At 74.5% G+C, this 19,676-nt stretch carries 15 protein-coding genes; 6 read left to right on the top strand and 9 right to left on the bottom strand.

Features of this window, described 5'->3' with window-relative positions; translation table 11 throughout:
• Positions 1-104: 104 nt before the first annotated feature.
• The 5 genes from AB5J87_RS07165 (at position 105) to AB5J87_RS07145 (ending at position 5,563) form a co-directional block, all read left to right on the top strand.
• On the top strand, positions 105-941 hold the full coding sequence (locus AB5J87_RS07165; protein ID WP_369375199.1) for an inositol monophosphatase: 837 nt from the start codon (positions 105-107) through the stop codon (positions 939-941).
• A 399-nt stretch (positions 942-1,340) separates the two neighbouring features.
• Entirely contained in the window at positions 1,341-2,765 is a 1,425-nt protein-coding gene (locus tag AB5J87_RS07160; RefSeq protein ID WP_369375197.1) for a phytoene desaturase family protein, read from the top strand.
• Between the two features lie 47 nt (positions 2,766-2,812).
• Positions 2,813-3,328 carry an O-acetyl-ADP-ribose deacetylase gene (locus tag AB5J87_RS07155; protein ID WP_369383396.1) on the top strand — a complete coding sequence of 172 codons (516 nt, stop codon included), beginning with the start codon at positions 2,813-2,815 and terminating at the stop codon, positions 3,326-3,328.
• A 253-nt stretch (positions 3,329-3,581) separates the two neighbouring features.
• Positions 3,582-5,051 carry an AlkA N-terminal domain-containing protein gene (locus AB5J87_RS07150; protein ID WP_369383393.1) on the top strand — a complete coding sequence of 490 codons (1,470 nt, stop codon included), beginning with the start codon at positions 3,582-3,584 and terminating at the stop codon, positions 5,049-5,051.
• An 11-nt stretch (positions 5,052-5,062) separates the two neighbouring features.
• Complete coding sequence (locus tag AB5J87_RS07145; protein ID WP_369375195.1) at positions 5,063-5,563, top strand: methylated-DNA--[protein]-cysteine S-methyltransferase; 501 nt, start codon at positions 5,063-5,065, stop codon at positions 5,561-5,563.
• A 72-nt stretch (positions 5,564-5,635) separates the two neighbouring features.
• Here AB5J87_RS07145 and AB5J87_RS07140 read toward each other — a convergent pair whose 3' ends face one another.
• From AB5J87_RS07140 to AB5J87_RS07115, 6 genes are all read right to left on the bottom strand, one after another.
• Entirely contained in the window at positions 5,636-9,031 is a 3,396-nt protein-coding gene (locus AB5J87_RS07140) for an SAV_2336 N-terminal domain-related protein (RefSeq protein WP_369375193.1), read from the bottom strand.
• Positions 9,032-9,033: 2 nt separating this feature from the next.
• Positions 9,034-9,990 carry an AAA family ATPase gene (locus AB5J87_RS07135; protein ID WP_369375191.1) on the bottom strand — a complete coding sequence of 319 codons (957 nt, stop codon included), beginning with the start codon at positions 9,988-9,990 and terminating at the stop codon, positions 9,034-9,036.
• Positions 9,987-12,215: a trypsin-like peptidase domain-containing protein gene (locus AB5J87_RS07130; protein ID WP_369375189.1), complete on the bottom strand. Its 2,229-nt coding sequence runs from the start codon at positions 12,213-12,215 to the stop codon at positions 9,987-9,989. The genes AB5J87_RS07135 and AB5J87_RS07130 overlap by 4 nt, the downstream gene beginning before the upstream one ends.
• Positions 12,216-12,218: 3 nt before the next feature.
• Complete coding sequence (locus AB5J87_RS07125) at positions 12,219-12,614, bottom strand: CU044_2847 family protein (protein WP_369375187.1); 396 nt, start codon at positions 12,612-12,614, stop codon at positions 12,219-12,221.
• 109 nt (positions 12,615-12,723) lie between these two features.
• Positions 12,724-13,215, bottom strand: coding sequence for an NUDIX domain-containing protein (locus AB5J87_RS07120; RefSeq protein WP_369375185.1), 492 nt, complete (start codon positions 13,213-13,215; stop codon positions 12,724-12,726).
• A gap of 56 nt (positions 13,216-13,271) precedes the next feature.
• Complete coding sequence (locus AB5J87_RS07115) at positions 13,272-14,978, bottom strand: BCCT family transporter (RefSeq protein ID WP_369375183.1); 1,707 nt, start codon at positions 14,976-14,978, stop codon at positions 13,272-13,274.
• A 144-nt stretch (positions 14,979-15,122) separates the two neighbouring features.
• Between AB5J87_RS07115 and AB5J87_RS07110 the strand changes: the two genes are divergently transcribed.
• A complete protein-coding gene (locus AB5J87_RS07110) occupies positions 15,123-16,277 on the top strand; it encodes a glycerate kinase (RefSeq protein ID WP_369375181.1) in 1,155 nt (384 codons plus the stop codon).
• 515 nt (positions 16,278-16,792) lie between these two features.
• On the opposite strand, the gene pssA is transcribed toward AB5J87_RS07110, so the two are convergent.
• The 3 genes from pssA to AB5J87_RS07095 all read right to left on the bottom strand — a co-directional run bounded on the left by pssA (position 16,793) and on the right by AB5J87_RS07095 (position 19,675).
• Positions 16,793-17,608, bottom strand: a complete 816-nt coding sequence (gene pssA / locus AB5J87_RS07105; protein ID WP_369383389.1) for a CDP-diacylglycerol--serine O-phosphatidyltransferase — start codon at positions 17,606-17,608, stop codon at positions 16,793-16,795.
• Positions 17,609-17,627: 19 nt separating this feature from the next.
• Positions 17,628-18,284 carry a phosphatidylserine decarboxylase gene (locus AB5J87_RS07100; protein ID WP_369375179.1) on the bottom strand — a complete coding sequence of 219 codons (657 nt, stop codon included), beginning with the start codon at positions 18,282-18,284 and terminating at the stop codon, positions 17,628-17,630.
• A gap of 185 nt (positions 18,285-18,469) precedes the next feature.
• The gene (locus tag AB5J87_RS07095) at positions 18,470-19,675 is read right to left on the bottom strand and encodes an acyl-CoA dehydrogenase family protein (RefSeq protein ID WP_369375177.1); all 1,206 of its coding nucleotides are present in this window, start codon (positions 19,673-19,675) and stop codon (positions 18,470-18,472) included.
• Position 19,676 lies beyond the last annotated feature (1 nt).

Genomic DNA, 19,676 nt, shown 5'->3' with positions numbered 1-19,676 from the left:
TTCCGGCGGTCCGGGGCCGGGGCCGTGCGCCGACGTCACCTCGATGACGCCCGGGGTTTGGCTCACGTTCGCAGATTGTCAGTGGGGCGTGTTTTGCTGGACGCATGATCGAAGGAACTCTCGCAGCATTTCTGGAAGACCGGTCGTCCGACGTCGACGAGGCGGTCCGCAAGGCGGCGGCCGTCGAAATCATGCCGCGCTTCCGTCAGCTGGCCACGCACGAGGTCCTGGAGAAGAGCGGCCCGCACGACCTGGTGACGGTCGCCGACCGCCGGGCCGAGGAGTTCCTGACCGGGGCACTGCCCGCGCTGCTGCCGGGCTCGGTCGTCGTCGGCGAGGAGGCGGTCTCCGCCGACCCGGCGGTGTACGAGGCGCTGGGCGGCGACGCCCCGGTGTGGATCGTCGACCCGGTCGACGGCACCCGCCAGTTCGTGCGCGGCGAGGAGGGCTTCTGCACCCTGGTCGCGCTCGCCCGGCACGGCGAGATCCTGGCGTCGTGGACGTACGCACCGGCGCTCGACGAGATGGCGGTGGCGGTCCGCGGCCGGGGAGCCACGCTCAACGGCGAGCCGCTGCAGGCGGGTTCGCCCCGGCCGGGCGCGGAGCTCGAAGTCGCCACCTCCCACCCGGACTACACCACGGGCGACCAGAAGCGGGCCCTGCTAGGGCTGCGCGCCGAGGGGGTGCGCCCGCGCCCGTGCGGCTCGGCCGGTCTGGAGTACCTGGCGGTGGCGCGCGGCGAGCTCGACGCGGTCGCCTTCTCGTGGGAGCTGGCCTGGGACCACGCGGCGGGCCTGCTGCTGGTGGCCGAGGCGGGCGGCGCGCACACGACGCTCACGAACGAGCCCTTCCGGATAACCGGCGGCAACGCACTGCCGTTCACGGCGGCCCGGGACGCGGCGACGGCCGAGCGGGTGCGGGGGTTGCTGGCGGGGGAGTGAGGCCGTTGGGCGGGGCCGCTGGGTGCCGGTTGGCCGGGCGGTGGTCCGGCGCGCACCGATTGGCCGGGTGCCGGGCCGGTGGGCGTGGATTGCCGCGCGCCGGTTGGCCGGGCTTTAGTTCGCCGCGCGCCGGTTGGTCGAGTGCCGGTTGGCCGGGGCACTGGTCCGCCGGGGTGCCGGTTGGCCGGGCGTCGGTTCGCCGGGCGTGGGTTGGTAGCGCACTGGTTTGCCGGGCGCTGGCCCGTCGGGTGTCGGTCAGCCGTGCACCGCGCCCGCCGGGCCGCGGGCGCGTCCCGGCTTGGCCGCCGTACGGGGCGCGACGGCGGCCACCCCGGGCCGGATCCCGGGTGGGCCGGAATATGCTGGGTGCCTTGGCCACAAGGGCGTGAGGAGTCCAAGGTGCCGTCGATGCTGGATGCCGTCGTCGTGGGGGCGGGGCCCAACGGACTGACCGCCGCGGTCGAACTGGCCAGGCGCGGTCTGCGCGTCGAGGTCTTCGAGGCCAAGGACACCGTCGGCGGCGGTGCCCGGACCGAGGAGCTCACCCTGCCGGGCTTCCGCCACGACCCCTGCTCGGCCGTGCACCCGCTGGGCGTCGGATCCCCGGCCTTCCGCGCGATGCCGCTGGAGCGGTACGGACTGGAGTGGCTCCACCCCGAGCTGCCCATGGCGCACCCGTTCGACGACGGCACGGCGGCCGTGCTCGCCCGCTCGGTCGCCGAGACCGCCGCCTCGTTCGGGCCCCGCGACGCGGGCACCTACCGCCGGCTGGTCGCGCCCCACCTCGGCAAGTGGGACGTGCTGGCACGCGACTTCATGTCGCTGCCCCTGACCGCCCTGCCCCGCGACCCGGTCGGCCTCGCCCGCTTCGGCCTCGACGGACTGCCGCCGTACAGCTGGATGATGCGCCGCTTCCGGGACGACCGGGCGCGCGCGCTGATCGCCGGGCTCGTCGGCCATGTCATCGCCCCGCTGAACGGGATCGCGACCTCCGCCGTCGGCCTCGTCTTCGCGCTCGCCGCGCACGCCAACGGCTGGCCGATGCCGCGCGGCGGCTCGCAGTCGATCGCGGACGCGCTGACGGCGTATCTGCGCGACTGCGGCGGCGTCGTCCACACCGGCTTCGAGGTGAAGCGCCTCGACGACCTGCCGCCCGCGCGTGCGTACGTCTTCGACACCTCGCCGACGGCGCTCGCCCGGATCGCGGGTCTGGGGCGGGCGTACCAGGGGTACCGCTACGGCGCCTCCGTCTTCAAGATCGACTACGCGCTGGACGGGCCCGTGCCGTGGACGGCGGCCGAGCCGCGCCGGGCCGGGACGGTGCAGATCGGGCCGTCCAGCGCGGAGATCGGCGCGGCGCTGAGCGAGGCGTCCGGCGGGACCGCGCCCGAGAAGCCGTTCCTGATCACCGCCCAGCCCAGCCTCGTCGACCCGTCGCGGGCGCCCGAGGGCAAGCACGTGTTCTGGGCGTACGGGCACGTGCCCAACGGGTGGGACGGGGATCTCACCGACGCCGTGGAGCGGCAGATCGAACGGTTCGCGCCCGGCTTCCGCGACCGCGTCCTCGCGCGCGCCACCGCCGGGCCGCCGCAGCTCGCCGCGCACAACGCGAACTATGTGGGCGGGGACATCGCGTGCGGCGCGGCGCGCGGGCTGCAACTGCTGCTGCGCCCCACGCTGTCGCTGTTCCCGTACACCACACGGCACCCGTCGGTGTTCCTGTGCTCGTCCGCGACCCCGCCGGGACCGGGGGTCCACGGGATGTCCGGGCACAACGCGGCCAAGGCCGTGTGGCGGGCGCTGCGGAAGGCGGACGCGAAGTGAGCGGGGGCCGCGGGGAGCGCGGTACGAGCGGGGCAGCGGCGGGGTCCGTGCCGATCGTGCTGGTCCGGGGCGACATCACCGAGCAGAGCGTGGACGCGATCGTGAACGCGGCGAACTCGTCGCTGCTGGGCGGGGGAGGGGTGGACGGGGCGATCCACCGGCGGGGCGGCCCGGAGATCCTCGCCGACTGCCGGCGGCTGCGGGCCTCCCACTACGGCAAGGGGCTGCCGGTCGGCCGGGCCGTCGCCACCACGGCGGGCCGCCTCGACGCCCGGTGGGTGATCCACACCGTCGGGCCGGTCTGGCAGCCCGACGAGGACCGCTCCGAGCTGCTCGCCTCGTGCTACCGGGAGTCGCTGCGGGTGGCGGGGGAGCTGGGGGCCCGGAGCGTGGCGTTCCCGGCGATCTCCACGGGGGTGTACCGGTGGCCCGTCGAGGACGGGGCACGGGTGGCCGTGCGGGCCGTACGGGAGGCTGCGGTGGCCCCCGTCGAAGAGGTGCGGTTCGTGCTGTTCGACGAGGCGGCGTACGGGGCGTTTGCGGCGGCGACGGCGAGGGCGTGACTCACGGGGTGCGGGTCGCCCCGTTCCGTTCCCCGGGCCCCTGACCGGCCCGGGGGCGACCGGCTCTCGTGGGCCCGCAGGCGGGCAGACCTGCCTCAGCGGCCCCCCGCCCCCCAGGGGCAGACCTGCCTCAGTGGCCCCCCGCCCCCCAGGCCGCCCCCAGGTTGATGTCGGATTTCTGCCAGCGACGCCCCTCCTCGTCGACGATCCTGGGTCCATGAGTCCAGCCGACAGCGCCCCCGCCCCCGCGGCCATGCACGCCGACACCGAGCGGTGTGTCCGGGCCGTTCAGTCCAAGGACGCCCGGTTCGACGGGTGGTTCTTCACGGCCGTGCTCACCACCCGGATCTACTGCCGGCCCAGTTGCCCCGCCGTGCCGCCCAAGGTCGAGAACATGACCTTCTACCCGAGCGCCGCCGCCTGCCAGCAGGCCGGGTTCCGGGCCTGCAAGCGGTGCCGCCCGGACACCACCCCCGGCTCGCCGGAGTGGAACGCGCGCGCCGACTCCGTCGCCCGCGCCATGCGGCTCATCCGGGACGGCGTCGTGGACCGCGAGGGCGTGCCCGGGCTCGCCGCGCGGCTCGGGTACAGCGCCCGCCAGATCGAGCGCCAGCTGCTGGCCGAGCTCGGCGCGGGGCCCCTCGCCCTGGCCCGCGCCCAGCGTGCCCAGACCGCCCGGATCCTGATCGAGACCACCGCGCTGGCGATGGCGGACGTGGCGTTCGCGGCGGGGTTCTCCTCGGTGCGGACCTTCAACGAGACGGTCCGCGAGGTCTTCGCGCTCGCCCCGACCGAGCTGCGCGCCCGGGCCGCCGGCGGCATCGCCCGCCAGACCCCCGGCACGATCGCCCTGCGGCTGCCCCACCGGGCCCCGCTCAACCCGGACAACCTCTTCGGGCACCTGGCCGCGACGGCGGTGCCGGGCGTGGAGGAGTGGCGGGGCGGCGCGTACCGCCGCACGCTGTCCCTCCCGTACGGGCACGGCATCGTCGAACTCACCCCGAACCCCGACCACATCGGGTGTCTGCTCTCGCTCACCGATCTGCGCGACCTCACCATCGCCATCAGCCGCTGCCGCTGGATGCTGGACCTGGACGCCGACCCCGTCGCCGTGGACGACCGGCTGCGCGCCGACCCGCTGCTCGCCCCGCTGGTCGACAAGGCCCCCGGACGCCGGGTGCCGCGTACGGTCGACGCGGCGGAGTTCGCCGTACGGGCGGTGCTCGGCCAGCAGGTGTCGACGGCCGCCGCCCGCACCCACGCGGCCCGGCTGGTGCGGGCGCACGGCGAGCCGGTGGCGGACCCCGGGGGCGGGCTGACCCATCTCTTCCCCACCTCACGGGCGCTGGCGGCGCTCGACCCGGAGACGCTGGCCCTGCCGCGCAGCCGCCGCACCACCCTGATCACCCTGGTCGGCGCCCTGGCCGACGGTTCGCTGAGCCTCGGCCTGGACAGCGACTGGGACCGGGTGCGGGCCCAGCTGCTCGCGCTTCCCGGCTTCGGACCGTGGACCGTGGAGGTGATCGCGATGCGGGCGCTCGGCGACCCGGACGCCTTCCTCCCCTCCGACCTGGGGGTGCGGCGCGCGGCGGCGGCGCTCGGGCTGCCCTCGTCCCCGGCCGCCCTCACCGCGAGCGCCGCGGCCTGGCGGCCCTGGCGGGCCTACGCGGTGCAGTATCTGTGGGCCACCGACGACCACCCCATCAACCACCTCCCCGTATGAGGACGTTCACGATGACCACCACCACGCACACCGTCACCGACAGCCCGTACGGCCCGCTCACCCTGGTGGCCGAGGACGGCGTCCTGAGCCGCCTGCACATGGAGGGGCAGCGGCACCGGCCGGACGAGGCGACCTTCGGGGAACGGGACGACGGCGGCCCGTTCCCGGAGGTGATCCGCCAGCTCGACGCGTACTTCGCGGGCGAACTCACCTCGTTCGACCTGGAGTTGGACCTGCGGGGCACCGAGTTCCAGCGCGCCGTCTGGGAGCAGCTGTGCCGGATCCCGTTCGGCGAGACGCGCTCCTACGGGGAACTCGCCGAGGCCCTCGGCAACCCCGGCGCCTCCCGCGCCGTCGGGCTCGCCAACGGCAAGAACCCGGTCGGGATCATCGTCCCCTGCCACCGGGTGATCGGCGCCTCCGGCAGCCTCACCGGCTACGGCGGCGGCCTCGACCGCAAGCAGCGCCTGCTGGCGTTCGAGCGCGGCACGGGGGAGCAGGCGCTGTTCTGAACAGCCCGTCCTTGATGGGCGGTTGGCGGCGCGCGGCGGCCCGAGGTCCGCGCCGCCGAGGAGCCGTCAACCTCAGAGCCCGTCGGGCAGCAGCATCGCCGCCAGCCGGAGATACGCCGTGTACGTCTCCCGGGCCAGCCAGGACAGTTCGACCGCACTGCCCGTCGTCAGATGGCCGTCGCGCGGCACCATGACCACGCCCCGCAGCCGCGATCCGAGCCCCCGCAGGGTCGCCGCGTCCAGCGCCCAGCCGGCCGCCGGGCGGCTGTGGTTGAGGACCAGCACGGCGTCCGACACCAGACCCGGCCGGCCCATCGCCACCAGGCGGTCCACGGCCCGCTGGGCCTGGGTCACCCCGGCCGGGTCGGCGCGGGAGACGATCACCACGCGGTTGGCGAGTTCCAGGACGCCCTGCGGGAACTTGTCGGTGTCGGCGATCGTCACCGGGAAGTACGGCTCGGTCACCTCCACGACCTGGCGGAACTGGCCGTCGGTGAACTGGTCGGCCGACGGCGGATGGGTCACCGAGTCATTGGCCAGCACCATCAGGCCGGAGCGGTGCTGGGAGAGGAACATCCGCAGGTCGTCGAAGTCCCCGATGTCCTGTCCTGACCTGGCCAGTTCGGTCAGCCGGGCCTCGGTGGCGCGGTAGACGCGCCGGGCGAGGTGGATGTGGGTGCCCGCGTGCCGGTCGGTGTCGATGGCCAGCACCGGCTCCTGGCGCTGCTCGGCGAGGACCGCGCCCAGGACCGTGGCGGTGGTGGTGCACCCGGCCCGGTCCTTGACGCCGACCACGGCGATCCGCAGCGGACGCGCGAGCGGCGCCCGGATCGTACGGATCCACTCGGCGCGGTCCTCCGCCGGATCCTCGGCCGGTTCGTCCGCCGTCTCGTCCGCCGTCTCGTCCTCCCACTCCTCCACCGGCATCGGCAGCAGCGCGCCGAACGCCTCGGCGAGCTCGCGGGCGGTCGGCCGGGCCTCCGGCTCCTCCTCCACCGCGCGCAGCAGCAGCTCCCGCAGGCTCTCGTCCAGACGGCGGAACTCCGGGTCGTGGGCGAGCAGTTCGAACTGGTAGCGGCGCCAGTGCCGCCCCGTCACGGCGTGCAGCAGGATCGCCCCGATCGAGTAGACGTCACCGGCCGTGATCCGCGACTCGCCCCACGACGTCACCTCGGGCGCCCGGTAGGGCGAGCTGGGCGGCACGGTGAGCAGCGAGGCGCTGGAGGCCCCGTCGATCCGTACCGAGGTCCAGCTGATGATGTGCAGGGTCCGCTCGGTGACCAGCACCGTGCCCGGCGTCAGGGCGCCGTGCACCAGGCCCTTGGCGTGGCAGCGGGCCACCGCGCGGGCCAGGCTCCAGCCCAGCCACGCCAGCAGCGGCGAGTCCCGCAGCGGCCCGGCCGCGTGCAGCACGGCCCGCAGGGTCGGCGCGGGCAGTCCGGTGCTGAGCGGGGTGAAGCGCAGGGCGATCCACGGGGTGGAGGTGGCCTCGTCGAGGTCGCTGGCGACCACGGCGGGCGCGTACACCCCGTCCATCCGGCGCAGGGCCCGCCGCTCGGTGTCCAGGAGCTCGCGCGCGGTGGGGGAGTCGGGCGAGCGGGCGATCCTGAGCAGCACCTGCTCGCCGTCGATGTCCTCGCCGATGTAGGCGACGGCCTTGCCGCCCGCCTCGTCGCGCATCCGCAGGGTGTACGGGCCGAGCGCGCGCAGGTCCAGCATCTGCAGCGGCTGCCAGGAGGGGGCCGCCTCCAGGACCGACGGCAGCCGGGTGTCCTCGTACTCGGCGGCGGGCAGCGGCGGGCGCAGCACCACCATCGGCCGCGCCCCCAGATGGGTCAGCAGCCGGTCCTCCAGCCAGGCGAACGGCCGGGTGCCGGGCAGGAGTTCACCGGTGCCCGACGGGTGGGCGAGCCAGGCCGGGAAGTCGGGGGAGCGGCCCACCAGGGTGGCCAGGCGCTCGGTCACCGCGCGGGTGGTGCGCAGCAGGTCGATCGGGGAGGCGGTGTCGAGCAGGATCTCCTGGACGCCGTCGAGGAAGCCGAACCGGCGGTGCTGGGCGGGCAGCCGGTCCTCGGCCGGGTCGGCCTGGCGCATCAGCCCGCCCAGGAACACCTCGGCCAGGTGCGCGGTGTCCGAGCGCCACGGCACGGACGCCTGCACCAGCCGCATCACCGGCACCGTCAGCGGCGAGATCGCGGCGAGGTGCGCGGCCAGCCGGTAGGCCCCCGGGGAGGCGGCGTCCCGGAACCGCAGCACCGCGTCCGGCACGTCCGGCCCCCGCGTCCCGGCCCGGCCCCGGGGCCCCGGGGTGCCCGCCGGTGCCAGCAGCGGCAGTTCGGCGCTGGCCCCGGGCGAGGCCACCAGCCGCGCCCACGCGGAGACCGCCGAGGGATCCGGCTCCAGTACGGGTACGGGCACACCGGGGAAGGCGACGCCGAGGCCGGGCGGCAGCAGCGGATCGGTCACCTCCCAGCTGCGGTTGGCCGCGCCGCGCCGCCGGGTGGTCACCGACCACTGCTCGCAGCGGATGCCGGAGCCGTCCCACATGTGCGCGGGCAGCGCGTGCAGCACGGCCGTGGGACCCTGCCGGGCCCAGCGCTGGAGGGTGGTGTGCATCCGGCCGTCCCGCCAGCAGGCCCCCACCCCGTCGCTGATCACCAGGACCAGGGTGCGGCCCGAGGGGTCGGCGGCCGAGGCGGGCGAGAGCGGCGGCAGCCCGGAGTCGAAGGGGCGCGCCCGCAGCGAGGGCGCGGCGGTCGTACGGGTGTCCAGGCCGTGCACCCGGACGTCCCGGAACGCCCCCAACCGCTCGAAGACGGACCGCAGTTCGGTGGCGAGCCGGCGCCACAGCAGCATCGACAGGCCGTCGTCGATGAGCAGGGTGAGATCGAGCCAGCGCCGGCGGGCCGGCCGCATCACCACGTCGGGCAGTCCGCTCTCGGCCATCGCCGAGGCCGTCGCGGTGTCGTCGAACTCCCAGGAGTACGCGTCGACATGGGGCTGCTTCAGCAGCCGCAGCGCCCGGCTCAGCCGCAGTTCGCCGTCGCCCAGCGCCTTCTCCTCCGGCACCCGCACCGGCATCGCCCCGGTCCCGCGCGCCGGGCGGGGCGGGGCGGCGGGGGCGTCGGAGAACTCGGGGGCGCTGCGCGAGGCGGCGGCGGCGTGCAGCGCGCCCAGGAGCTGGCTGGGCAGCGGCGGCTGGGAGCCCTCGCCGCGCTCCGGGCCGTCCCCGCGTGCCCCGCCGGACGGCGCCGCCGGGTCCCGGGGGGCCGCGCCGTCCCCGCCCCACGGCTCCTCCACGGGCCGCTGCGCACGGTCCGGGGCCAGGGCGCTCGCCAGCGGGGCGGACGCGCCCGCGGGCAGCCGGGCCGCCAGCCACAGCGTGTCCAGGAGCTCATGGGTGGAGAGCTCGTCCCCGACCGCGGCGGCGAACCGGGTGAGGGCGTCGGAGGGGTCGGCGCGCGGCACGCCTACACCGTCCCGCCGAGCCGGTGCAGCACCGCGTCCAGCAGGCCCTCGGCGTTGAGGTTCACCCCTCCCTTGCGCAGGAAGACCGCGTTGAGCAGCTGGTCGGTGGCGAGCTCGCCCGGCGCCCGGCGGTTCAGGAACGCGTACAGCAGGTCGTCCACGTTGCTCAGCGCCCCGTCGCCCAGGTGCGCGGCCACGATGTCGCGCAGCCGCTCCTCGTCCGGATCCGGCAGGTTGAGCCGGACGCAGCGCCGCAGGAACGCGGGCGGGAAGTCCCGCTCGCCATTGCTGGTGATCACCACCACCGGGAACTCCCGGCAGCGCACCAGCCCCCGGGTCACCGTGACCCGGCCGCCCTCGGGGTCGTGGGTGAGCACCTCCACCTCGGACTGCGCCTCGGGCAGCCGGGACAGCTCCGGGATCTCGAACTCGCCCTCCTCGAACACCGTCAGGAGGTCGTTGGGAAGGTCCACGTCGCCCTTGTCGAGCTCGTCGACCAGCAGGACGCGCGGCCGGGCGCGCGGCACCAGGGCGGTGCCCAGCGGCCCCAGGCGCACGAAGGTGCCGATGTCGGGCTCGGTGGCGTCGTGCTCCCGGCGCAGATGGGTCTCGCGCAGCCGCCCGATGGCGTCGTACCCGTAGAGCGCGTCCTTGAGGACCGAGCGGCTGTTGACCGGCCACTGGAGCACCGGGCCGAGCCGCAGCTCGTGCGCCACGGCGTGCGCCAGGGACGACTTGCCGGTCCCGGGGTGCCCGGTGACCAGCAGCGGGCGGCGCAGGTGCAGCGCGGCGCTCACCACGTCGGCCTCGGTGCGGCCGATCAGGTACGGGCGGTGGCGCACCCGGTGCCCGGCCGCGTCGGCGCCCGCGAACTGGCGCCACGGCGGCGCCTGGGGGAAGTCGACCTCCCGGGGCGTGCGGTCGCCGCGGAACAGCCGCCACCCGTCGTCCTGAGTCATATCGCCTGATCCGTTCCTTCCGAGGGGTGGGCGGTGCCCGCCGCCGGGTCGGCGAGCCGGAGCTCGTCGGGGAGCGGCAGCCCCGCGTCCTCCCACACCAGTGCGGGACGCGCGGGCACCTGGGGATCCATGTAGGCCCGGACCCTGAAGTGCCGTACCTTCTCCGGTAGTTCGTCGACCGGACCGTGCGGATCCGGGCCGTGCCGGGGGTCGCCCGGGGCCGCCTCGCCCCGCTCCCCGGCGGCGCGGTCCCACAGGACGATCGGCACCCCCATGGCCAGACAGAAGTGCACCAGCTGTCTGCGGCCCGCGGGAGGCCCCACCAACAGGACGCGGGCGGTGTCCCGATGGGTTGTCTTGAGGAGGGCGACGAGTTCGTTCTCGTCGCGGATCCGGTCGTCCGCGACGAGCGGTTCGCCCCGGTGGCGGGCGCTCCAGCGGCGCTTCAGGTCGCCCGCGCCGGTGCGCGAGCGGCGTCTGATCTGCGGGCAGCGCAGGACGAGGTGGAAGTCCTCGCCCAGCGGCGCCTGGACGTACTCGTCGGGGCCCGCCCCGTCCCACTCGTCCACCGGCAGGTGCAGCGCGTCCGGGGCGACCGAGACCGCGACCATCGCCACGCCCTGCCCGGCGGCCTCGCTGCCGCCCGCCACCTCCCGTACCAGCCGGGCGATCTCCCGTCCGGTGCGCGGCCGTTCGGCCTCCACGCCGGTGCGGGCGGCGGTGCCGTCGGCGCGCATCCGCCACACCGAGCAGCGGTAGTGCTCGGCCGGGTCCTTGGGGTGGCGGCTGAGCTCCACCAGGACCCGGGCGCCGGTCCCGGTCGACCGGTCCGACCAGCGGGCCGCGTCCGCCCGCCGCTCGCCGAGGGCCGAGGCGTGCACCCCGAGCCGGGCGGCGACCTGCGCGCTCCAGTCCTGGAGTGCCTGGCAGCCGATGCCGCCGGTCTCCGCCGCCACGTACTCGACGACCCGCAGCAGCGCGGGCAGCCGCGGTGTCTCGTCCGGCACCGGTGAGCAGTCGCCGGGCCACCCCTCCAGCGCGCGCACCGCCCCGGCCACGTCGTCGGGGGCCAGGCGCGCGGCGGCCAGCGGGCGCGGCAGGTCCACATAGGGCAGCGCCGCCGTCGCCGCCCTCGGCAGCAGCCCCGGGTCCGCGCCGGTCAGATGGTGCAACTTGGCCACCAGCGTGCGGTGTTCGGCCACCGACAGCAGCCCGGACGCCTCGGTGAGGCGGCCCAGGGTGAGCAGCCGGTCCAGCTGGGCGCGGCTGCGCGAGTCGGTCAGGGTGGCGGCGAGCGACTCGGCGAGCGTCGGCAGCGCGCGCTCGGCCGTGCACAGCAGCTGCGCCAGCTCCTCCACCGAGGGCGCGGTCCCGTCGGCCCGGGTGCGCAGCCCCAGGGCGGCGCCGAGCGCCGTGCAGTGGGCGGTGCGCACGGTCGGGTCGCCCAGCAGGGCGTGCAGCGGGCCCATCATCATGTCCCGCACCGAGTTGTCGTCCGCCGGGCCGCCGGGGCCCGCGCCCGGGTGCGGGTCGGCCCCGACCCGGGCCAGCTCCTGGCGGACCGACTGCCAGGTCAGGCCCCAGCTGCGGCGCAGGGTGTGCTGGGCGTCCAGCGGGCCGCCGGGCGCGGTGATCCGGCCCATCACCAGGCCCACCGCGGCCCCGTCGGCCGGTGACCACAGGGGGCCGCCGCTGTACCCCTCGTCGACGGCCGCGCCCGACAGCGGCCCGTCGAGATAGCCGATCCGGCCGTCGCAGAGCCCGACCTGGACGTCGGCGTAGCTGAACGGCTGCCCGCCGCCGTACCAGGCGCGCACCAGCTGGCCGGCCCGCATGTCCAGCCAGCGCACCGGGCGGACCGGGGGCGGCGGCGCCTCGTCGAGCTCCAGTACGGCCAGGTCGCCGCCCCACTCCAGGGAGCCGTCGGCCACCGGCCCCGGGTGGTGCGCGGCGCGCGGCGGCACCCAGGCCACCAGCCGGGCCTGCCGGGAGTCGGCGGTCAGCGCCGGGAAGGAGACGTCCAGGGTGACCGCGCCCGGGTCGCGCGGGCTCAGCATGCGGGTGCCGAGCGCCGCGTTGATGACGTGGGCGCAGGTGAGCAGCTTGCGGCCGGAGAGGTAGACGCCCGCGCCCGCGGTCCGTCCCCGGTCCGCGGAGAGCACGCGCACCAGTGAGCCCCGGGCGTCCCCCGACGCGCCGTCGTCCGGCGCCTTGAACCAGCCCACGGCTCAGTTGCCGCCGGGCCGCAGCTGCCAGGTGGCCGACACGGTCATGCTCGCCTGCCCGTTGGCCCCCACGATGCCGAGCTTGAGGTCCTGGCCGATCTGGAGGCCGAAGGCGACGGAGAGCGAGTCGGGCGGGTCGGGGATGGTCCGCACCGAGTCGTGCACCTGCTGGAGGACGGGCCCCAGCGGGCTCAGCACGGCCCGCAGGGCGTCGGTGGCGAGCGCGGAGACGCGCGCGCCGCGTCCGACGGGCGTGACCCCGCCGACCCCGCCCGGCAGATCGGGTGCGACTGCGCCCTCCGCCTCGGCGGCGGGTTCCGGCTCGCCGACGGGGGCGAGCTCGACTCTGACCCGGGCGCCGTCGGCCAGGGCGAATTCCATGAAGTCGTATGGCGGCACGGGGACATTGTGGTGCCAACGGGCCTGTCCGGCAGCAGAGTTGCCGGATTGGGATCCGGCCGGGGCGGGTCCGTGTCCCGGCCGGATCCCCGTGCGGGCGCGCGGGGGCTCAGCCCACCGGGCGCCCGCCCTCCAGCTCCACCGTGCCCGCGTTCATCGCCAGCACGTCGAGCGCGGCGAGGACGCGGTGGCCGAGCCCGCCCAGCAGGTACCGGGTGATCTCCTCGCGCGGCACCAGCCGCCAGGACAGCAGCTCCTCCTCCTGGAGGCGGATCTCCTTGAGCCGCCCCTCGCCGAGCACGCCCCCGTCGTACAGGTAGGCGGCCAGCGGCGGGCGGCCCGCGCCCGGCACCCAGTCGACCGCCAGCAGCCGTCCCGGCGCGAGGTCCAGCCCGATCTCCTCCAGGGTCTCGCGGCGGGCGGCCCCGCGCGGCGACTCGCCGTGGTCGGACTCCACCGTCCCGCCGGGCAGCGCCCAGCCCTCCCGGTAGTTCGGCTCGACGAGGAGCACCCGGCCCCGTTCGTCGCGCAGGAGCATCGCGGCGGCGGCGAGGACGCGGGGCAGGCCGGCGATGTAGCGCGCGTAGTCATCGGTCGTCACGCCCCACAGGGTACGGGCGGGATGCCCGTACCCTGTGGGACCGCGGCCGTCGCGGCTCATGCCTCCGGCGTGCCCGAACCGTCTTCCCCCGTACGGGACTTGGCGGCCCGCCGCAGCCGGTGGTGGCGGGCCGGGCCCTGCTCGGTGAGCGCGTCGCCCACCATCGCCCGCACCGCGTCGCGCACCCCGTGCAGCGCGTGACCGCGCGCGGGGCCCGCGCCCGGGTCCTCGCGCAGCTCCTTCAGGAGCGCCCAGCACAGCCCGAGCATCACCACCACGAACGGCAGCGCCACCAGGATCGTCGCGGTCTGGAGCGACTGGAGGCCGCCCGCGACCAGCAGCACCGCCGCCACCCCGGCCATCAGCACGCCCCACAGGACCACCAGCCAGGTCGGCGGGTGCAGCGCGCCCCGGCTGGTGAGCGAGCCCATCACCAGCGAGGCCGAGTCGGCGCTGGTGATGAAGTACGTCATGACCAGCGCCATCGCCAGGTACGAGGTGACCGTGCCGATCGGGAGCGCGTCCAGCATCGCGAAGAGGGAGGCTTCGGCGCCGTCCTTCACCTTGGCCGCGAGGTCCGCCGTGCCGGTGGAGTCCAGCCGGATCGCGGTCCCGCCCATCACGCAGAACCACAGCACGGTCGCCCCGCTCGGCACGAGCAGCACCCCGATCAGGAACTCCCGGACGGTCCGGCCGCGCGAGATGCGGGCGATGAAGGTGCCCACGAACGGGGCCCAGGACAGCCACCACGCCCAGTAGAAGATCGTCCAGGCGCCGAGCCAGACGCGGTCGGTGAAGGCGCCGGTGCGGCTGGCCATCGGCAGCAGCTCGTGCAGATAGCCGCCGACGGAGGCGGGGACCGTGTCCAGTACGTACACGGTCGGGCCGAGCAGGAAGACGAAGAGCATCAGGGCGGCGGCGAGCACGATGTTCAGCGTGGACAGCCACTTCACGCCCTTGTGCAGCCCGGAGAACGCGGACAGCACGAAGGCGGCGGAGAGCGAGGCGATGATGATCAGCTCGGTGGCCGTGGAGTCGTCGACGCCCGCCGTGATGTTCAGGCCCTTGGAGACCTGGAGCGCGCCCAGGCCCAGGCTGGTCGCGGTGCCGAAGACGGTCGCGAAGACCGCGAGCAGGTCGATGCAGCGCCCCGGCCAGCCGTCGGCGCGCCGGGCCCCGATCAGCGGGGTGAACGCGGCGGAGAGCCGGTTGCCGCGCGCCTTGCGGAAGCCCGAGTACGCGAGGGCCAGGCCCGCCATGCCGTAGATCGCCCAGGGGGTGAGCGTCCAGTGGAAGAACGAGTACTCCAGCGCCACCCGGGCCGCGTCGCCGGTGCGGGGGGCCGCGCCGCTCGCGGGCGGCGGGGCCAGATAGTGGGTGAGCGGCTCGCCCACCCCGTAGAACATCAGGCCGATGCCCATGCCCGCGCTGAACATCATCGCGATCCACGCGAGGTTGGTGAACTCGGGCTCGGAGTCGTCGGCGCCGAGCCTGATCCGCCCGTACCGGCTGATCGCCAGGACCACGCAGAGCACCAGGAAGGTGTCGGCGGCGATCACGAACAGCCAGGCGAAATTGGCGAGCACCCAGGCCAGGGCGGTGCTGGAGGCGCTGTCGAAGGAGTCCTTGCCGAGCGCGGCCCAGGCGACCACCGCCGCCACCGCGCCCACCCCGATCGCCACGACGGTCAGGTCGGGGGCCGGGTCCTGCGTGGCGGCGGGCGGGTCGCCGGGGCCGGAATGATCGATCGAATCCGTGCTCATGCCGCCCCACTATGGTGCGCGATATGGAGGTTTCGTGGGGTGGCACGCCGTCCCGCCGTGCATGACGCCTATGGGCAGGGGCCCGCGCGGCGGATAGGGTCGGCAGCGGCGCGACTGCCTGTTCGAAAGCAAGGGATTAGCAAGGTGACGGACGGAGCAGTTTTGGAGACCGCCCGCGTGCTCGTCGCGGCGGACAAGTTCAAGGGCTCGCTCACGGCCGTACAGGTCGCGGAGCGGGTGACGGCCGGGCTGCGACGGGTCGTCCCCGGTCTGCCGGTGGAGACCCTGCCGGTCGCCGACGGCGGCGACGGCACGGTCGCGGCGGCGATCGCGGCCGGGTTCGACCGCCGGGAGGCCCGGGTCACCGGCCCGCTCGGCACCCCGGTCGCCGCGGCCTTCGCGGTACGGGACGGGGTCGCCGTGGTGGAGATGGCGGAGGCGTCCGGCCTCCAGCACCTGCCCGCGGGCGTCTTCGCCCCGCTGACCGCCACCACGTACGGCTCCGGCGAGCTGCTGCTGGCCGCGCTGGACGCGGGGGCGCGCACGATCGTGTTCGGGGTGGGCGGCAGCGCCACCACCGACGGCGGCGCGGGCATGCTCGCGGCGCTGGGCGCGCGCTTCCTGGACGCGGCGGGCGAGCCCGTGGCGCCCGGCGGCGGCCCGCTGGCGGCGCTGGCGACGGCGGACCTCTCCGGCCTCGACCCCCGGTTCGCCTCGGTCGACCTGGTGCTCGCCAGCGACGTGGACAACCCGCTGACCGGGCCCAAGGGCGCGCCGGCGGTGTACGGGCCGCAGAAGGGCGCCACGCCCGAGGACGTGGCCGCCCTCGACCTCGCCCTCGGCCACTTCGCCGAGGTCCTGGAGGCGTCCCTGGGCGCCCCGGCCGCCGAGGCCGCCCTCGCCCCGGGCGCGGGCGCGGCGGGCGGCATCGGCTACGGCGCCCTGGTGGCCCTGGGCGCGCGGTTCCGGCCCGGCATCGAGGTCATGCTGGACGTGCTGGGCTTCGCGCCCGCGCTGGCCCGGGCGACGCTGGTGATCACCGGTGAGGGGTCGCTGGACGAGCAGACCCTGCACGGCAAGGCGCCGGCGGGCGTGGCCGCGGCGGCGCGCGCGGCCGGCATCGAGGTCGTCGCGGTCTGCGGCCGTCTCGCGCTGGCGCCGTCGGCGCTGGGGGCGGCCGGAATCCGCCGCGCGTACGCCCTTACGGACCTGGAGCCCGATCCCGCCCGTTGCATGGCCGGGGCGGGGCCGCTGCTGGAGCGCACGGCGGAGAGGATCGCCCGCGACTTCCTGTCCTGACCGGTCCCCGCACGGTCTGCGGCGGGGTGCCGGTCGTCCGCGGACCGTGCGGGGTGGCTCACGCCAGTGCGGGTGTGTCGCGCTCGGCCACGTGTGGGCTGCTGCCGCAGGGGTTCGTTCGTCTGCGGATCGTGTGGGGTGTTCGCGCAGTTCCTCGCGCCCCTGGGGGTTCGGGGGTGTGTTGTGCTCGGCCGTGCCCGGTGTGCTGTCGCAGGGGCTTGTTCGTCTGCGGGCCGTGCGGGGTGCTCGCGCAGTTCCCCGCGCCCCTGGGGTTCGGGGGTGAGTGCCTGGGGGCGTGCGGCCGGGGCGGGACCCGGTGCCCGGGGTGCGCTGTGGACCCGGCCGGGCCGCCGAGTACCTAGGGGCGCGGGGAACTGCGCGAGCAACCCCGCACGGTCCGCGCCGTGGAGAGGCCCCCGGACCCAGATGGTCCGCGCACGGGGCGTGCGCGCGGCGCGAGAAGGGCCCCGGACCGTTCGGTCCGGGGCCCTTCTCGTACACCGCGCCGTCAGGCGCTACGGCTGTGCCGCCCGCGCCTCGCGGCGGTTGTCGCGGATGCTGTTCACCCGGCGAGCCGTGGCGAACAGCGGAATCACCGCACCCAGCACGACCTGCAGCACACAGCCCGTCTGGAGCAGCAGCTGCCCGCCCGGCGCGTCGAACGCCCAGGCCGCCAGCATCCCCATCGCCCCGACGATCCAGCTGAGCATGGCCACCGCGAGGATGCCCCGCGGCTTGGGGTACTCGACCCGGCTGACCATCAGCCACGCCACTCCTATGACGGCGAGCAGCGTCGGCACGAACGGCAGCTCAAGGAGCACGATCGAGACGACGGTCAGCGCACCGAAGGGGCTCGGCATGCCCTGGAACATGCCGTCCTTCATCGTCACGCAGGAGAACCGCGCGAGTCTGAGCACCACCGCCAGCAGCACCGTGATCGCCGCCACGGCCGCGACGCGCTGGTGGGCGTCGTCGGCGACCATGCCGTACACGAGCACGAAGTACGCCGGGGCCAGCCCGAAGCTGATCAGGTCCGAGAGGTTGTCCAGCTCGGCGCCCATCGGCGAGCTCCGCAGCTTCCGCGCGACCAGGCCGTCGCAGAGGTCGAAGATCGCCGCGAGCAGCATCAGGATCACGGCGGTCGCGGCGGAGTGCCGCGCCATGCCGGTCTCGGCGCTGCCCGACAGGTGCGGGATGAGGATCCCGGTGGTGGTGAAGTACACCGCCATGAATCCGCAGGTCGCGTTGCCGAGCGTGAGGGTGTCCGCTATCGACAGCCGCAGGGAGAGGGGCATCTCCTCCGCGTCGTCGTCGGCGTCCGCGCCCGGCACCCAGTCGGTGGTGTCCGGATCAATCACGGTCAATTCGAGTCACCCCCGCAGTGGTCTTCTGGCCGACCTCGACGGCGACCTCGACCCCCTCCGGAAGGTAGATGTCGACGCGGGAGCCGAACCGGATGAGACCGATGCGCTCGCCCTGCTCCACCTTGGTGCCCTGGGGGATGTAGGGGACGATCCGCCGCGCCACCGCACCCGCGATCTGCACCATCTCGATGTCGCCGAGCTCGGTGTCGAAGTGCCAGACAACGCGCTCGTTGTTCTCGCTCTCCTTGTTGAACGCCGGAACGAACCCGCCGGGCACGTGCTCGACGGACGTCACCGTGCCGGCCAGGGGCGCGCGGTTGACGTGGACGTTCAGCGGGCTCATGAAGATCGCGACGCGGGTGCGTCCGTCCTTCCACGGCATGATGCTCTGCACCACGCCGTCGGCGGGGGAGATGACCCGCCCGGTAGCGATCTCGCGCTCGGGGTCGCGGAAGAACCACAGCATGCCCGCCGCGAGCGCGGTGGCGGGTACGGCCACGGCCTTGGCGGCGCCGGAGCGGCGCGCGCGGGCGAGGCTGAGGGCTGCGGTGGCGACGGTCGGCAGAAGCCACGGCGATGCTCCGCGGGCAAGACGTCCCTGGAGGAAACCGTCGCGAGGTGCAGAGGTTTGGCTGTGGGGCATGGATGACCTTCGTAGCGGATGATGCCGCGCTGGCAAGTGGGGGACGGCGGCTGGTTTACCAGCGATGCTATCGGTTGCGAGCCGCAACTGGGAAAGCCAGAAGCCGAGTCGGTCGGCCGCAAGCCCTGAGAAAACGCTTACAGGGTGTGATCTACTTCGCGGCCAAACCGACCCAAAAGCCGCAATCAACCCTGGAATCGGTACTCTTCGAGAAGCCGACGCCCAATGATCATTTTTTGGATCTCGGCGGTACCTTCACCGATGAGCAGCATCGGCGCCTCGCGGTACAGGCGCTCGATCTCGTACTCCTTGGAGAAGCCGTAGCCGCCGTGGATGCGGAAGGCGTCCTCCACGACCTCCTTGCAGTATTCGGAGGCGAGGTACTTCGCCATCCCCGCTTCGAGGTCGTTTCGTTCTCCCGAGTCCTTTTTGCGTGCTGCGTTGACCATCATGGCATGAGCGGCCTCGACCTTGGTAGCCATCTCGGCCAGCTTGAACTGAATCGCCTGGTGCTGGGCGATCGCCTTGCCGAAAGTATGACGTTGTTGGGCATAGGAGACACCCAGCTCAAATGCACGCTGAGCGACGCCGCAGCCACGGGCCGCGACGTTGACGCGTCCGACCTCCACGCCGTCCATCATTTGGTAAAACCCTCGGCCGGTGACCCCGCCGAGCACGCGATCGGCCGGAATGCGCAGTCCGTCCATGACCAGTTCGGTCGTGTCGACGCCCTTGTAGCCCATCTTGTCGATCTTGCCCGGGATGGTCAGGCCGGGCCGGACCTCGCCGAAGCCGGGCTCCTTCTCCACCAGGAAGGTCGTCATCGACTTGTGGGGCGCGGTCCCCTCGGGGTGTCCTTCGTCACTCCGGCACAGAACGGCCACGAGCGATGACGTTCCGCCATTGGTCAGCCACATCTTCTGGCCGTTCAGGACGTACTCGTCGCCGTCCCTGACGCCCTTGGACGTGATCGCCGACACGTCCGAGCCCAGCGCGGGCTCCGACATCGAGAACGCGCCGCGCACCTCGCCCAGCGCCATCCGGGGCAGGAAGGTGTCCTTCTGCTCCTGGGTGCCGTGCTGCTTGAGCATGTACGCCACGATGAAGTGCGTGTTGATGATGCCGGAGACGGACATCCAGCCGCGCGCGATCTCCTCGACGCACAGCGCGTACGTCAGGAGCGACTCGCCCAGGCCGCCGTACTCCTCCGGGATCATCAGCCCGAACAGGCCGAGCTCCTTGAGCCCCTCGACGATCTGCGTCGGGTACTCGTCCTCGTGCTCCAGCCGGGTCGCGACCGGGATGATCTCCTTGTCGACGAAGTCCCGGACGGTGGCCAGGATTTCCTGCTGGACGTCGGTCAGACCGGCGGTCTGGGCGAGACGGGCCATG

The sequence above is a fragment of the Streptomyces sp. cg36 genome (assembly GCF_041080675.1).
In the GTDB taxonomy this organism is placed as follows: domain Bacteria; phylum Actinomycetota; class Actinomycetes; order Streptomycetales; family Streptomycetaceae; genus Streptomyces.
This window is presented reverse-complemented; position numbering and strand designations above follow the sequence as displayed.

What these genes read in the sequence shown, in the direction of transcription:
- AB5J87_RS07165 (WP_369375199.1), top strand. Translation starts at nt 105, where the DNA reads ATGATCGAAGGAACTCTCGCAGCATTTCTGGAAGACCGGTCGTCCGAC.
- AB5J87_RS07150 (WP_369383393.1), top strand. Translation starts at nt 3,582, where the DNA reads ATGCACGCCGACACCGAGCGGTGTGTCCGGGCCGTTCAGTCCAAGGAC.
- AB5J87_RS07145 (WP_369375195.1), top strand. Translation starts at nt 5,063, where the DNA reads ATGACCACCACCACGCACACCGTCACCGACAGCCCGTACGGCCCGCTC.
- AB5J87_RS07135 (WP_369375191.1), bottom strand. Translation starts at nt 9,990, where the DNA reads ATGACTCAGGACGACGGGTGGCGGCTGTTCCGCGGCGACCGCACGCCC.
- AB5J87_RS07115 (WP_369375183.1), bottom strand. Translation starts at nt 14,978, where the DNA reads ATGAGCACGGATTCGATCGATCATTCCGGCCCCGGCGACCCGCCCGCC.
- AB5J87_RS07100 (WP_369375179.1), bottom strand. Translation starts at nt 18,284, where the DNA reads ATGCCCCACAGCCAAACCTCTGCACCTCGCGACGGTTTCCTCCAGGGA.
- AB5J87_RS07095 (WP_369375177.1), bottom strand. Translation starts at nt 19,675, where the DNA reads ATGGCCCGTCTCGCCCAGACCGCCGGTCTGACCGACGTCCAGCAGGAA.